General features: G+C 68.5%; 16 protein-coding genes. 3 read left to right on the plus strand and 13 right to left on the minus strand.

The genetic code is table 11. The features are described 5' to 3' along the window. Positions 1-78 precede the first annotated feature (78 nt). The 5 genes from RT051_RS08035 to moaE form a co-directional block, all read right to left on the minus strand. Complete coding sequence (locus RT051_RS08035) at positions 79-600, minus strand: GNAT family N-acetyltransferase (RefSeq protein ID WP_313074757.1); 522 nt, start codon at positions 598-600, stop codon at positions 79-81. A gap of 166 nt (positions 601-766) precedes the next feature. Next, the gene (locus RT051_RS08040) at positions 767-2,203 is read right to left on the minus strand and encodes an aldehyde dehydrogenase family protein (RefSeq protein ID WP_313074760.1); all 1,437 of its coding nucleotides are present in this window, start codon (positions 2,201-2,203) and stop codon (positions 767-769) included. A 49-nt stretch (positions 2,204-2,252) separates the two neighbouring features. Beyond that, entirely contained in the window at positions 2,253-2,588 is a 336-nt protein-coding gene (locus RT051_RS08045) for a hypothetical protein (RefSeq protein WP_409520575.1), read from the minus strand. An 85-nt stretch (positions 2,589-2,673) separates the two neighbouring features. Next, positions 2,674-5,283 carry an ATP-dependent chaperone ClpB gene (gene clpB / locus RT051_RS08050; protein ID WP_313074762.1) on the minus strand — a complete coding sequence of 870 codons (2,610 nt, stop codon included), beginning with the start codon at positions 5,281-5,283 and terminating at the stop codon, positions 2,674-2,676. Between the two features lie 119 nt (positions 5,284-5,402). Then, positions 5,403-5,879, minus strand: a complete 477-nt coding sequence (moaE, locus tag RT051_RS08055) for a molybdopterin synthase catalytic subunit MoaE (protein WP_313074765.1) — start codon at positions 5,877-5,879, stop codon at positions 5,403-5,405. 61 nt (positions 5,880-5,940) lie between these two features. On the opposite strand from moaE, the gene RT051_RS08060 reads away from it, so the two are divergent. The 3 genes from RT051_RS08060 (at position 5,941) to RT051_RS08070 (ending at position 6,931) form a co-directional block, all read left to right on the plus strand. Beyond that, positions 5,941-6,195: a hypothetical protein gene (locus RT051_RS08060; RefSeq protein ID WP_313074767.1), complete on the plus strand. Its 255-nt coding sequence runs from the start codon at positions 5,941-5,943 to the stop codon at positions 6,193-6,195. Positions 6,196-6,349: 154 nt separating this feature from the next. Next, positions 6,350-6,499: a DUF3149 domain-containing protein gene (locus RT051_RS08065; protein ID WP_313074769.1), complete on the plus strand. Its 150-nt coding sequence runs from the start codon at positions 6,350-6,352 to the stop codon at positions 6,497-6,499. 102 nt (positions 6,500-6,601) lie between these two features. Beyond that, entirely contained in the window at positions 6,602-6,931 is a 330-nt protein-coding gene (locus RT051_RS08070; RefSeq protein WP_313074771.1) for a hypothetical protein, read from the plus strand. Between the two features lie 15 nt (positions 6,932-6,946). Here the strand turns inward: RT051_RS08070 and RT051_RS08075 are convergent, their stop codons facing one another. The 8 genes from RT051_RS08075 to RT051_RS08110 form a co-directional block, all read right to left on the minus strand. Beyond that, positions 6,947-7,216 carry a MoaD/ThiS family protein gene (locus RT051_RS08075; RefSeq protein WP_313074774.1) on the minus strand — a complete coding sequence of 90 codons (270 nt, stop codon included), beginning with the start codon at positions 7,214-7,216 and terminating at the stop codon, positions 6,947-6,949. Then, positions 7,213-8,436 (minus strand): gephyrin-like molybdotransferase Glp, encoded by a 1,224-nt coding sequence (gene glp / locus RT051_RS08080; protein WP_313074776.1) that lies wholly within the window; start codon positions 8,434-8,436, stop codon positions 7,213-7,215. Before glp ends, RT051_RS08075 begins: the two co-directional genes overlap by 4 nt. 11 nt (positions 8,437-8,447) lie before the next feature. After that, positions 8,448-9,017, minus strand: coding sequence for a molybdopterin-guanine dinucleotide biosynthesis protein B (gene mobB / locus RT051_RS08085; protein WP_313074778.1), 570 nt, complete (start codon positions 9,015-9,017; stop codon positions 8,448-8,450). Positions 9,018-9,106: 89 nt separating this feature from the next. Continuing rightward, entirely contained in the window at positions 9,107-10,537 is a 1,431-nt protein-coding gene (gene thrC, locus RT051_RS08090) for a threonine synthase (protein ID WP_313074781.1), read from the minus strand. A gap of 8 nt (positions 10,538-10,545) precedes the next feature. Then, complete coding sequence (locus RT051_RS08095; RefSeq protein WP_313074783.1) at positions 10,546-10,971, minus strand: type II toxin-antitoxin system VapC family toxin; 426 nt, start codon at positions 10,969-10,971, stop codon at positions 10,546-10,548. Between the two features lie 5 nt (positions 10,972-10,976). After that, positions 10,977-11,240, minus strand: a complete 264-nt coding sequence (locus RT051_RS08100) for a type II toxin-antitoxin system Phd/YefM family antitoxin (RefSeq protein WP_313074785.1) — start codon at positions 11,238-11,240, stop codon at positions 10,977-10,979. A 59-nt stretch (positions 11,241-11,299) separates the two neighbouring features. Further along, a complete protein-coding gene (locus tag RT051_RS08105) occupies positions 11,300-12,634 on the minus strand; it encodes a homoserine dehydrogenase (RefSeq protein WP_313074788.1) in 1,335 nt (444 codons plus the stop codon). An 80-nt stretch (positions 12,635-12,714) separates the two neighbouring features. Further along, positions 12,715-13,164: aminotransferase class I/II-fold pyridoxal phosphate-dependent enzyme (locus RT051_RS08110; protein WP_313074790.1), on the minus strand; the 450-nt coding region annotated here is incomplete at its 5' end.

Genomic DNA, 13,164 nt, shown 5'->3' on the forward strand with positions numbered 1-13,164 from the left:
CAGCTATTTTTTTAAGAGCAAAGCAGTCATCCTGGCGACCTGCGCAGCACCGCCTCTCGGGCGGCGCGGCAGTCCGCTTCAGCTGAGCGGGCGCTTGAGGCGGATTTCCTCGATCTTCACGCCGCCGATGAGCGCGGTCTTGGCCGTGGTCATCTCGCGCTTGAAGCCGGCCAGCTCGTGAAAGCGCAGGGCGCGCTCGTTGCGCAGCGGCACCCAGGCGGTGACGGTGGTGCAGCCCTCCTCGGCCAGGCCGTCGCGCGCCGCATCCCACAGGGCCACGCCCACGCCCTGGTCCCAGTGCGTGGGGGCGGCATAGATGGCCCAGATCTCGCCGGTGGTGGGGCGGGTCTTGGCGTCGCGCGAGCGGTCGAAGCCGACGAAGCCGACGATCTTGTCGCCTTCCACGGCCACCTGCACCTGCGGCTCGCAATATTCGATGGCTTCGCGCCAGTAGGCCTGGCGCTTTTCCAACGAGGACATGGTTTTCAGCTGATCGTCTGGCAGGAGGCCGCGGTAAGCCTCCAGCGCGGCAGCAGTGTGGACCTGGGCGATGGCCTTGGCATCGCGAAGCGTGGCAGGGCGGACCTGGATACTGGACATGAGGGAAACGAAGACGGGTGACAAGGGAAAACCCGCTATTTTCACGCAAACGGATACGGCAGCGCCAGGGGGTGCTGTTGGCACACGGCGCGCCCTGCCATTGCGCCCGTCCGCCAGCAGCTGCGCGGCCCATGCGCTATATGCGGGCCGCGGGCTCGGGTGCGGCCTACATCAGCCGGCGCAGCAGCGCCATGACCTGCTCGAAGCGGGCGCCGTAGGGCGGGTACAGCAAGTGCCCCATCGACCAGCGCGACTGCGACAGCACGGCCTTCTGATGGCAAAAGCGCAGAAAGCCCTGCTCGCCGTGGTAGGCGCCCCAGCCGCTGTCGCCCACGCCGCCGAAGGGCAGGTTCTCGTGGGCGATATGCATCAGGGTGTCGTTGACGGAGACGCCGCCGCTCACCGTGCGGCGCAGCACGTCGTCGCGCGTTCGCTCGCTGCGGCCGAACCAGTACAGCGCCAGCGGCCTGGGATGGGCGTTGATGTGGGCGATGGCATCGTCCAGCCGCTCGTAGCTGAGCACGGGCAGCACCGGGCCGAAGATCTCCTCCTGCATGAGCTGCATCTGCGCGCTGGCACCGAACACCAGCACGGGCGCCATCTGCCGGGCCAGGCCGTCGCCGATAGACTGCGGCGGCGCAGGCGGCGAGCCAGGCACAGGTTGCAGCACGTGCAGCTCGGCGCCCTGGGTCTGGGCCTGCTGCAGCATCGTGCGCAGCCGCGCCAGGTGTCTCGGGGTGATGATGGAGGCGTAGTCCGGGTTGCCCTCGAAATACGGAAAAAGCCGCGCCACGGCAGCGCGGAAGGCCTCGGCAAAGGCGGCCTCGCTGCCGCGCGGCAGCAGCACGTAGTCAGGGGCGATGCAGGTCTGCCCGGCGTTGAGCAGCTTGCCGTGGGCGATCTTGAGCGCCGCGTCCCTGAGATCGCAATCGGCATCGATGATGCAGGGCGACTTGCCGCCCAGCTCCAGCGTGGTCGGCGTCAGGTGCGCGGCCGCCGCCTGCGCCACCTTGCGCCCGACAGCGGTGGAGCCAGTAAAGACCAGGTGGTCGAACGGCAGCGAGGCCACGAGCGCGGCCACGGCCGCATCGCCCTGCACCACGGCGAACTCCTCGGGGGCGAAGAACTGGGCCACCAGCCTTTGCAGCTGCTCGGAGGTGTGTGGCGTCAACTCGCTGGGCTTGAGCAACACCCGGTTGCCTGCGGCCAGCGCGCTCATGGCCGGAGCCAGCGCGAGCTGGATGGGGTAGTTCCAGGGCGAGATGACGCCCACCACGCCCAGGGGCTGGCGCTCGATCCAGCCGCGCGCGGGCTGCAGGAACAGCGGGGTGCGCACTTTCTGCGGCCGGCTCCAGCGCGCCAGGTGCCGGAGCGTCTGCGCCATCTGCGCGCGCAGCACGAAGAAGTCGGCCACCTCGGTCAGGCGCGGCGAGCGCATGCCGAAGTCCGCCTGCACCGCCGCCGCCAGGACGGGAGCGTGCTCTTCGATCAGCTTGCCCAAGCGCAGCAGCCGCTCGCGCCGCAGGGTGAGCGGCACCTCGGGCTGCGCCCGGCTGGCCGAGCGCTGGCGCTCGAAGAGGTCGCGAATGTCGTCAGGCATCATGGAGAAACGCCACGGCAGGCCGGGCCCTGTGGGTCAGAAGGGGCCGCGGTCAGCGGATCTCGCGCACCTGCACGTCGGTCACGTCGGCCACGCCGCGCATGCGGGCCGAGGCCGACGCGCCTGCTGCGCGGGCCGAGCCCGCGGCATGCGCCGTCCAGCGCGCGGTGCTGCGCGTGGCCGTGCTCCAGGCGCCGCGCGGGTTCACGCGCATCCAGGGCGTGACGGGGCGCCCCGTCAGGCGGGCCCAGAGCATGCGGGCACCCCAGATCAGCGCGAGCACGCAGGCAGCAGCCAACAGGCTCAGGAAAAGCACTGCGCCCACGGCCACGGCCAGCAGGCGCAAAGTCCACCGGAAGACTCCGGACAACATTTCATTCAAGGCCATGCCCCTTTCTGGCAGACGGGAGGAAGGGCGGGTCTGCGGCGCGGACATGACGCCCCGCCACCCGCGCGGCCTCCCATGGTAGGCCTCAGGCTGCCGCCTCGGCCTCGCCGAACTGGAATACCCCCGGCTCGTGGACAGGATCGACCCCGACCGGGATAACGCTCTTGGGCGGATAGCGCCCCTCCAGCAGCAGCCTGGACAGCGGGTTCTCGATGCGCTGCTGGATGGCGCGCTTGAGCGGGCGCGCGCCGAACACCGGGTCGAAGCCGACCTTGGCCAGCTCGGCCATGGCGGCGGGCGAGACCTGCAGGTGCAGATCCATCTTCGCCAGGCGAGCCTGCAGCGCATGCAGCTGGATGCGGGCGATGGCCTCGATGTGGCGCGCGTCCAGGCCGTGAAAGACCACCGTCTCGTCGATGCGGTTGAGGAACTCGGGCCGGAAGTGGGCTTTCAGCTCGCCCCAGACGGCCTCCTTGATCTCCTCCTGGTCCTGGCCGACCATGCTCTGGATCAGGTGCGAGCCGATGTTGCTGGTCATGACGATGACCGTGTTCTTGAAGTCCACGGTGCGGCCCTGCCCGTCCGTCAGGCGGCCATCGTCCAGCACCTGCAGGAGCACGTTGAACACGTCCGGGTGGGCCTTTTCCACCTCGTCGAGCAGCACCACCGAATAGGGCTTGCGGCGCACGGTCTCGGTCAGGTAGCCGCCCTCCTCGTAGCCGACGTAGCCGGGCGGCGCGCCGATCAGGCGGGCCACGGAGTGCTTCTCCATGAACTCGCTCATGTCGATGCGCACCAGGTGCTCCTCGCTGTCGAACAGAAAGCCCGCCAGCGCCTTGCACAGCTCGGTCTTGCCCACGCCCGTGGGGCCCAGGAACAGGAAGCTGCCCAGCGGCCGGTTCGGGTCCGACAGGCCCGAGCGCGAGCGGCGGATGGCGTTGGAGACAGCGGCAATCGCCTCGTCCTGTCCCACCACGCGCTCGTGCAACTTTTCCTCCATGTGCAGCAGCTTGTCTTTCTCGCCCTGCATCATCTTGGCCACCGGAATGCCCGTGGCGCGGCTGACCACCTCGGCGATCTCCTCGGCGCCCACGTGCGTGCGCAGGAGCTTGTGGCGCGGCGCGGCGTCGGCGCCGCCCGCCTCGCTGTCCTGGGCGTCCTTGAGCTGCTTTTCCAGCTCGGGCAGGCGGCCGTACTGCAGCTCGGCGACGCGGTTGAAGTCGCCCTTGCGCTTCAGGTCCTCGATCTGGGTGCGGATGGCGTCGATGTCCTTCCTGATCTGCTCGCTGCCCTGGGCGCTGGCCTTCTCGGCCTTCCAGATTTCCTCCAGGTCGGCATACTCGCGCTCCAGGCTGGACAGCTCCTCCTCGATCAGTTGCAGGCGCTTCTGCGAAGCCTCGTCGTGCTCCTTCTTCATGGCCTCGCGCTCGATCTTCAGCTGGATCATGCGCCGCTCCAGGCGGTCCAGCGCCTCGGGCTTGGAGTCGATCTCGATCTTGATCTTGGCGGCGGCTTCGTCGATCAGGTCGATCGCCTTGTCGGGCAGGAAGCGGTCGGTGATGTAGCGCTGGCTGAGCTCGGCCGCGGCGACGATGGCCGGGTCGGTGATGTCCACGCCATGGTGGGCTTCATAGCGCACCTGCAGGCCGCGCAGGATGGCGATGGTGTCCTCGACGCTGGGCTCCTCGACCAGCACCTTCTGGAAGCGCCGCTCCAGCGCCGCGTCCTTCTCGATGTACTTGCGGTACTCGTCCAGCGTGGTCGCGCCGATCAGGTGCAGCTCGCCGCGCGCGAGAGCGGGCTTCAGCATGTTGCCCGCGTCGATCGCGCCCTCGGCCTTGCCGGCGCCCACCATGGTGTGCAGCTCGTCGATGAACAGGATGACGCGGCCCTCCTCGTGCGCCACTTCCTTGAGCACGCCCTTGAGCCGCTCCTCGAATTCGCCGCGGTACTTGGCGCCGGCCAGCAGGCCCGCCATGTCCAGCACCAGCACGCGCTTGTTCTTGAGCGTCTCGGGCACCTCGCCCGCGACGATGCGCTGGGCCAGGCCCTCGACGATGGCAGTCTTGCCCACGCCCGGCTCGCCGATCAGCACGGGGTTGTTCTTGGTGCGCCGCTGCAGCACCTGGATGGAGCGGCGGATCTCGTCGTCGCGGCCGATGACCGGGTCGAGCTTGCCGGCGCGCGCGCGCTCGGTCAGGTCGAGCGTGAACTTCTTCAGCGCCTCGCGCTGGCCCTCGGCCTCGGCGCTGTCCACGGCCTGACCGCCGCGCACGGCCTCGATGGCCGACTCCAGGCTGGTGCGCGACAGGCCGTTGTCGCGGGCGATCTGGCCGGCGTCGCCCTTGCTGTCTACCAGCGCGAGCAGGAACAGCTCGCTGGCGACGAACTGGTCGCCGCGCTTGATGGCCTCCTTCTCGGTGGCCTGCAGCACGCGCCCGAGCTCCGGGCTGCCCTGCACCTGCTCCTGGCCCTGCACCTGGGGCAGGCGCTTGATGGCGGCTTCGGCCGCGGCGATCATGCCGCCCGCGTTGGCGCCCGTGCGCTCGACGAGCGCACGCGGACCACCCTCCTGGCGCAGCATGGCCACCAGCAGGTGCACGGGTTCGATATAGGCGTTGTCGTGGCCGAGCGCGAGCGACTGGGCGTCCGACAGCGCTTCCTGGAATTTGGTCGTGAATTTTTCAAGGCGCATGGGTAACCTCCAACTCGTTGCTAGTTAAGGCTGCGAGGCGCGGGTTTCAAGCCGCGGCGCCCCGGCGAATTCACGACGGCCGGACGGAAAGCGGCTCACGCCTGCTTCATGCGCGGGCCCTAGCCAGCCATGGGCGCCGCCTGGATGCCCCAGCGCGCCAGCGCCGCGTCGTCGCTCACGCGCGCATCCACCCAGCGCGCGCCCTGGGGCGTCTCCTCCTTCTTCCAGAAGGGCGCCTGCGTCTTGAGGTAGTCCATCAGGAATTCGCAGGCCTGGAAGCTCTCGCCACGGTGCGCCGACGTCACGGCCACGAGGACGATCTGATCCTGCGGCGCGAGCCGGCCCACGCGATGGATGATGCGCACGCCATGCAGGTCGAAGCGCGCCAGCGCGGCATCGACCATGGCTTGGATGGCCCGCTCGGTCATGCCGGGGTAGTGTTCCAGCTCCATGGACGCCACCGCATCGCCCTCATTGCGCTCGCGCACCGTGCCGACGAAGCAGCACACGGCGCCCACGCGGCCGTCGCCGGCGCGCAGCGCGGCCAGTTCGGCGGAAACGTCGAAATCTTCGGTCTGGATGGAGATGCAGGCCATGGCAAGCGGAACAGGACGGGGGTTGCTACAGTGCCCGGCACTTTAACGCCACGCATGCGCCATGGCCCAGCAAGCCCTTCACACCGCCGAGTACACCCTCTACCCTTCCCCGCGCAACGAGCACCGCGTGGTCTTCCTCCACCAGAGCTTCGTGCCCCACCCCTACGCGCTGATCGACCTGCCCAGCTTCGGCCTGTCAGGCCGCTGCAGCCTGTTTGCCGCGCACCGCAAGGCCGACGGCAAGATGGGCCAGCTGGTCAGCTTCGAGCTCGAAAGCGACCAGCTGCGGTTCGAGAAGCTGTTCGTGCCCGACTGAAGGGTGCCTGCAAAGGCTTGCGCCAGCACAACAATGGGCGCCGCTGCGATGGCACCGGTCCTTTCACTTGACCTGACTCAAGGAAAAACCCTTGCGTCTGTACTGCAATGCAGGGGTTCACACCCATAAAGACGAGGAAGGAAAGGAAAGCCCCATGCGACTGCTACAAGAACTCTTCACCACCGATGTCGGCCTGTTCAGTGCCATCGGCATCGCCTTCATGCTTGGCATGGGGGTGTTTTTCCTGCGCCTGTTCATGCGCGACGACGCGCCCAGGGCCGAGACTGCGCAGCCCAAGCGCTGAACCCGCGCGGCGGCTCCTGTCCGCCCGCTACCGCCCGGCCCTGCTGCCGGGCTTTTTTGTGCCCGTGCGCCGGGCGTGCTGCGTCGCCGCGACAATGCGCGCATGCACGAGGACGACAACCAGATCCTGATTCCGCCCAGCTTCTCCGCCCTGCACTGCGACGCGCGCCAGCGCCTGACGGCCAGCATGGCCCACGTGCGTGAGCGCTACGAGCTGTGCGAAGACCTGGCGGGCCACCTGGTCGAGCAGGCGCAGCTGCTCTACCACCGCGAGGGCGCGTCCGAGGCCGGCGTGCTGGCCGGCATCCACGCCGGCCTGTGCGCGCCCGGCTCGGGAGTGGATGCGGCCGAGGCCCGCTGGATCACGCTGCGCCTGGCCGAACTGCTGGCCTGGCGCAGCCCGGCGCTGCCCGAGCCGCCAGCGCCGGACTGAAGCCCCGCCCCGCCGTCAGCCGCCCGTCACCGGCGGAAAGAACGCTGCCTCGCAGCCGTCGGCCAGCGCATCGGCCTCGCTGGCCATGTGCTGGTCCAAGGCCATGCGCACGGCGCGGCCCGGCGCCAGGCAGCCGGCCCAGGGCTCGCCCCGGGCCACCAGCTCGTCGCGCAGTGCGCCCAGCGTGGCGGCGCGGGTCTGCAGGGTTTCCTGGCCCGTGCCCACCGCCTCACGGATCGAGGCGAAGTAGCGCACGGTGACTTTTCGGGTGGCAGGCTCGGTCATGACAGCAACTCGGCAAAGGGCAGGAAGCGCACGCGGTCGCCGCGGGCGATGGACTGGCCCGGGGGGGTGTCGATCAGCCCATCGCCCCAGACGGTGGAGGTGAGCACGCCCGAGCCCTGGTTGGCGAACAGTTCGAGCTCGCCGGCTGCGTTGAGGCGCGCGCGCAGGAACTCCCGGCGCTTGTCGGCGCGGGGCCAGTCGAATGCGGCGGTCGCGGCCACGCTTTGCGGAGCGACGTCGGCCACGCCCTGCAGCCGCAGCAGGAAGGGCCGCACCAGCACCATGAAGGTGATCAGGCTGGAGACCGGGTTGCCCGGCAACCCCATGAAATGCGCACCGTCGATGCGGCCATAGGCGAACGGCTTGCCCGGCTTCATGGCCACCATCCACAGGTTGAGCGAACCCAGCGCCTGCACGGCGGGCTTGACGTGGTCTTCCTCGCCGACCGACACGCCGCCGCTGGTGAGGATCACGTCATGCTCGCGGCTGGCCTCGCGCAGCACGTCCTGCGTGGCGTCCAGCCGGTCGGGGACGATGCCGAAGTCGGTCACCTCGCAGCCCAGCCGTTCGGCCAGCGCGCGCAGGAAGAAGCGGTTGCTGTTGTAGATGGCGCCCGGGCGCATCGCCGCGGGCGGCACGGCGCCGGGCATGACCAACTCATCGCCGGTGGAAAACAGCGCCAGCCGCGGCCGCCGCGCCACCGGCAGGCGCGCTAGGCCGATGCTGGCGGCCAGGCCCAGCGCCGCCGGGTCCAGGCGCGTGCCGGCGGCCAGCACCTGCGCGCCCAGGGCAATGTCCTCGCCCGCACGGCGGATGTTGCGCCCCGGCGTGGGCAGCACCTGCACGCGCACGCGGCCGTCCTCCAGTGCCTCGCAGTCCTCCTGCATGACCACCACGTCGGCACCCTCGGGCACGGGCGCGCCGGTGAAGATGCGCGCGGCCGTGCCAGCGGCCAGAGCCGTGCCGACGCTGCCTGCCGGGATGCGCTGCGACACAGGCAGCACGGCGCCGGGCGCCGGCACGTCGGCGCAGCGCAGGGCGTAGCCGTCCATGGCGCTGTTGTCCTGCGGCGGCACCTGCAGCTCGGAGACAGCCGCCTGCAGCAGCACGCGGCCGTCGGCGCCGAACAGGTCCACCGTCTCGCTGCCGGCCAGGGGCGCGGCCTGCACCAGCAGCTCGGCCAGCGCCTCGTCCAGGGGTTTCAGGGGCAGTCGGCTCATGGCAGGGGCTTTCAATGCACGGGCAGGGCGCGGTCGGCGCCTTGCGGGGAATGGTCGAACAGCGCGGCATGCGCAAGCAGCCAGTCGGCCACCTGCGCGGGCGCATCTAGTGGCAGCACGGGCTGGCGCGGCGGGCGCGGCAGCGCTGCAGGGTCGTCGGTGGCGACAGCAAGAATGCCGGCGTCGTCCGGGTAATGCACCGGGCGCGGGCCGGATGGAAGGGAGCCGGGCGCTGCACGCCAGACCTCGATGCGCGGCAGGCCGGCCTGCTTGAAGCCCTCGACCAGGACCCAGTCCACGTCCGCGTCCAGCAAGGCCAGCAGATCGGGCAGCGCGGGGTCGTGCGCCGCGTCGAATTCGCGCAGCAGCGCCAGGCGCTGGTCGGACACCAGCAGCACTTCGCGCGCGCCCGCCTGGCGGTGGCGCCAGCTGTCCTTGCCGGGCTGGTCGATGTCGAAGCCGTGGTGCGCGTGCTTTACGGTGGACACGCGCAGGCCGCGCGCCGCAAGCTCGCGCACCACCTGCACGATCAGCGTGGTCTTGCCACTACCGGAGTAGCCGGCAAACCCGACAACCTTCATGCCAAGCTCCTGAAAAAATAGCTACACATCCGCGCCGCGCCTGGGTTTACGCGCTTTTTTACCAAAAAAAGGGACTGGCCGTCCGGCCATCACGCGCAATGCGCGGCGATATACGCCTTGACCTGTTCCACGTCGGCCGGCAGCACCGTGACGCGCTTGGGCAGCTGCTCGATGCCTTCGAACCGGGCCGGGCGCTCAGGCGGACGACCCAAGGCTTCGATGATGGTTGCCTCGAACTTGATGGGCAGGGCCGTCTCCAGCACGATCATGGGCACGCCCGCGCTGGCCGGCTGCTCGCGCGCCACCTTGACGCCGTCGGCGGTGTGCGTGTCGATCATGCTGCCAAAGCGCTCCCAGGTGTCCTTGATGGTGGCCAGGCGGTCGGCATGCGTGCTTTTGCCGCTGGCAAAGCCGAAGCGCGTGCTGGCATCGGCAAAGCGCGCGTCGCCGCTCAGGTCAAAACGCCCGTCTTGCGCCACGCCCTCGAACAACGCGCGCGTGGCCTGCCCGTCGCGCCCGAGCAGGTCGAAGATGAAACGCTCGAAGTTGCTTGCCTTGCTGATGTCCATCGACGGGCTGGAGGTCTCGTAGGTGTGCTCGGCGCCGCGCACCTGGTAGATGCCGGTGCGAAAAAACTCGTCGAGCACGTCGTTCTCGTTGGTCGCCACGACCAGGCGCTCGATGGGCAGGCCCATCTGCCGCGCCACGTGGCCGGCGCAGACGTTGCCGAAGTTGCCGCTGGGAACGGTGAAGCTGACTTTTCGGCCCTCTTGCGTCGTCGCCTGGAAGTAGCCGGCAAAGTAATACACCACCTGGGCCAGGAGGCGCGCCCAGTTGATGGAGTTGACGGTGCCGATCCTGTAGCGGGCCTTGAAGGCATGGTCGTTGCTGACCGCCTTGACGATGTCCTGGCAGTCGTCGAACACGCCGCAAATAGCGATGTTGTGGATGTTCTCATCCTGCAGCGAGAACATCTGCGCCTGCTGAAAAGGGCTCATGCGCCCGTGCGGGCTAGTCATGAAAACGCGGATGCCCTGCTTGCCCTTCATGGCGTATTCGGCGGCGCTGCCGGTGTCGCCGGACGTGGCGCCCAGGATGTTCAGCTCTTCGCCGCGGCGTGCCAGTTCGTACTCGAACAGGTTGCCCAAGAGCTGCATGGCCATGTCCTTGAAGGCCAGCGTCGGGCCGTTGGACAGCTCCTCGATCCACAGGTCGTCCTCCCCGAGCCGGCGCAGCGGCACGATCTCGCGCGTGCCGAAGACCTCGGGCGTGTACGTCTTCTCGCACAGCGCGCGCAGGTCGACCGCCGGGATGTCGTCGATGTAGAGCGACAGGATCTCGAACGCCAGCGCGGCGTAGCCTTCGGTGCGGTAGATGGTGCGCAGCTGGCCCAGGCGTTCACGGCTGATTTGAGGATAGTGCTCGGGCAGGTACAGGCCGCCATCGGGCGCCAGGCCGGCCAGCAGGATGTCGCAGAATTTGGCGCGCGGCGCGGCGCCACGTGTGGAGAGGTAGTGCATGGGGTTTCTCAAGAAGCGGGGGCTTCCCAGGGGTTGACGAGGCGCAGCCCCGTATCCTGAAAGTGGCGGATGTTGCGGGTGACCAAGGGCAAGCGATGTGCCGTTGCGGTGGCAGCAATCAGAAGATCCAGATCGGTTTGCGGGCGTCCCATGGCCTGACAGGAAGCGCGCAGACGGCTCCAGATGCGCCATGTGGCCTCGTCGGTCGGCAGGATCTTTCCTTCGAACCCCTGGCAGAGCTGGTCGAACCAGAGTTGCAGGCGGTTGCGCCTGGAGCCGAGCGCCATGCGCTCGATGCCGAACTGGATTTCACCGATCGTCACTGCGCTCAGCACGCATTGGCCCAATTGCTCGCGCAGCCACTGCTGCACCAGGGCATGAGGCTCAGGCCTGCTCAACTCCGACAGAACGCAGGTGTCCAGCAGGCAGCTCATGGCGCTCATTCACCCAGGGGGTCTATCTGCTTGATGCTGCTGCGCTCGTCGATCAGTTCGGCAAAGCCTTCCACCCTGGGCATGCTCAGCAGGAACTCGACGAAACCATCGTCCTTGGGCGGCGCGGCGGGTGCCTCGTGCCCTATCGCCACCACCCGCACCACGGGCTTGCCATGGCGCGTGACGGTCTGCGGGCCTTCGTTGACGGCGCGCTCGATCAGCTCGCTGAAGTGGTTTTTGGCTTCCTGTACTTGCCAGACTGCGGACATGGCGGCCTCCTGCGCGGTGAAATGGCCAGAATTCAAGCCATTCTGGCCATTTTAGCGTGTCAGTTCAGCTCTTCTTTGCGGATACGAGTGATGGGTGCCAGAACCGTGGGCAGGGGCTGGATCTGCGCCAGCGCGGCGTCCATGTCGCCCTCGCGCGTGTCGTGGGTGAGGATGATCAGGTCGGTCTGCGTCGAGCCCTCGCCGCCCACCTCGTCGGCCTCGCGCTGTAGCACGGCGTCGATGCTGATGCCGGCGCCCGCCAGGATGCCGGTGATCTGGGCCAGCACGCCGGCCTCGTCGGCCACGCGGATGCGCAGGTAGTAGCTGGTGACCACCTCGGCCATGGGCAGCACGGGCAGCTCCTTGCCGGCCTCGCCCAGGGTGTGGCTCTGGAAGGCCAGGGGCGGCACGCGGTGCGTGGGGTCGGCCTCCATCAGGCGGGCGATGTCCACCAGGTCGGCGATCACGGCACTGGCCGTGGGCTCGGCGCCCGCGCCCTTGCCGTAATACAGCGTGGCGCCGACGGCGTCGCCCTGCACCAGCACGGCGTTCATCGCGCCCTCGACGTTGGCGATCAGGCGCTTGGCCGGCACCAGGCTGGGGTGCACGCGCAGCTCCACGCCCTCGGGCCGGCGCTTGGTGATGCCCAGCAGTTTGATGCGGTAGCCCAGCTGCTCGGCGTAGCGGATGTCGGCAGCGGCCAGGCGGGTGATGCCCTCCACGTAGGCCTTGTCGAACTGCACGGGAATGCCGAAGGCGATGGCACTCATGATGGTGGCCTTGTGCGCCGCGTCCACGCCCTCGATGTCGAAGGTCGGATCGGCCTCGGCGTAGCCCAGGCGCTGCGCCTCCTTGAGCACCACCTCGAAGTCCAGGCCCTTGTCGCGCATCTCGGACAGGATGAAGTTGGTGGTGCCGTTGATGATGCCTGCCACCCACTGGATCTGGTTGGCCGTCAGGCCCTCGCGCAGGGCCTTGATGATGGGAATGCCGCCGGCCACCGCCGCCTCGAAGGCGACGATGACGCCGCGCTCGGCCGCAGCCTGGAAGATCTCCGTGCCGTGCACGGCCAGCAGCGCCTTGTTGGCCGTCACCACGTGCTTGCCGGCGGCAATCGCCTCCAGCACCAGTTGGCGTGCAATACCGTAGCCGCCGATCAGCTCGACCACCACGTCGATGTCCGGGTTGGCGATCACTTCGCGCGCGTCGCCCACCACGCGGGCACTCTCGCCCACGATGGAGCGGGCACGCGCGGCGTCCAGGTCGGCCACCATGGAGATCTGGATGCCGCGCCCGGCGCGCCGGCGGATTTCTTCCTGGTTGCGCGCCAGCACGTTGAACACGCCGCTGCCCACGGTGCCAATGCCCAGCAGGCCTATCTGTATCGGTTTCATGGAAAATTAAATAGTAGTCAAAATGGGCTCTAGCGCCCGCCAGTAAAGCGCGAGCAGCTATTGAAAGATGAGCAAACCGATCAGGCCACGGCCTTGGCGTGGCGCTGGCGGTACTGCGCCAGGAAGCCGGCCAGCCGGCCGATGGCCTCGCGCAGGTCGTCCTCGTGCGGCAAAAAGACGATGCGGAAATGCTGCTCGTCGGGGTAGTTGAAGCCCGAGCCCTGCACCAGCATCACGCGTGTGGCACGCAGCACTTCCATGAAGAACTGGCGGTCATCCTTGATGGGGTACATGTCCGGGTCCAGCCGCGGGAACATGTACAGCGCCGCACGCGGCTTGACGCAGGTGACGCCGGGAATGGCGGTGATCAGCTCGTAGGCCAGGTCCCGCTGGCGGCACAGCCGCCCGCCCGGCTTGACCAGGTCGTTGATGCTCTGGTAGCCGCCCAGCGCGGTCTGGATGGCCCACTGGCCCGGCACGTTGGAGCCGAGCTTGATGTTGGCCAGCATGTTGATGCCTTCGATGTAGTC

The sequence above is a fragment of the Melaminivora sp. genome, from assembly GCF_032059615.1.
GTDB lineage: Bacteria > Pseudomonadota > Gammaproteobacteria > Burkholderiales > Burkholderiaceae_C > Melaminivora.

What these genes read in the sequence shown, in the direction of transcription:
- RT051_RS08035 (WP_313074757.1), bottom strand. Translation starts at nt 600, where the DNA reads ATGTCCAGTATCCAGGTCCGCCCTGCCACGCTTCGCGATGCCAAGGCC.
- RT051_RS08040 (WP_313074760.1), bottom strand. Translation starts at nt 2,203, where the DNA reads ATGATGCCTGACGACATTCGCGACCTCTTCGAGCGCCAGCGCTCGGCC.
- RT051_RS08045 (WP_409520575.1), bottom strand. Translation starts at nt 2,588, where the DNA reads ATGGCCTTGAATGAAATGTTGTCCGGAGTCTTCCGGTGGACTTTGCGC.
- clpB (WP_313074762.1), bottom strand. Translation starts at nt 5,283, where the DNA reads ATGCGCCTTGAAAAATTCACGACCAAATTCCAGGAAGCGCTGTCGGAC.
- moaE (WP_313074765.1), bottom strand. Translation starts at nt 5,879, where the DNA reads ATGGCCTGCATCTCCATCCAGACCGAAGATTTCGACGTTTCCGCCGAA.
- RT051_RS08060 (WP_313074767.1), top strand. Translation starts at nt 5,941, where the DNA reads ATGGCCCAGCAAGCCCTTCACACCGCCGAGTACACCCTCTACCCTTCC.
- RT051_RS08065 (WP_313074769.1), top strand. Translation starts at nt 6,350, where the DNA reads ATGCGACTGCTACAAGAACTCTTCACCACCGATGTCGGCCTGTTCAGT.
- RT051_RS08070 (WP_313074771.1), top strand. Translation starts at nt 6,602, where the DNA reads ATGCACGAGGACGACAACCAGATCCTGATTCCGCCCAGCTTCTCCGCC.
- RT051_RS08075 (WP_313074774.1), bottom strand. Translation starts at nt 7,216, where the DNA reads ATGACCGAGCCTGCCACCCGAAAAGTCACCGTGCGCTACTTCGCCTCG.
- glp (WP_313074776.1), bottom strand. Translation starts at nt 8,436, where the DNA reads ATGAGCCGACTGCCCCTGAAACCCCTGGACGAGGCGCTGGCCGAGCTG.
- mobB (WP_313074778.1), bottom strand. Translation starts at nt 9,017, where the DNA reads ATGAAGGTTGTCGGGTTTGCCGGCTACTCCGGTAGTGGCAAGACCACG.
- thrC (WP_313074781.1), bottom strand. Translation starts at nt 10,537, where the DNA reads ATGCACTACCTCTCCACACGTGGCGCCGCGCCGCGCGCCAAATTCTGC.
- RT051_RS08095 (WP_313074783.1), bottom strand. Translation starts at nt 10,971, where the DNA reads ATGAGCTGCCTGCTGGACACCTGCGTTCTGTCGGAGTTGAGCAGGCCT.
- RT051_RS08100 (WP_313074785.1), bottom strand. Translation starts at nt 11,240, where the DNA reads ATGTCCGCAGTCTGGCAAGTACAGGAAGCCAAAAACCACTTCAGCGAG.
- RT051_RS08105 (WP_313074788.1), bottom strand. Translation starts at nt 12,634, where the DNA reads ATGAAACCGATACAGATAGGCCTGCTGGGCATTGGCACCGTGGGCAGC.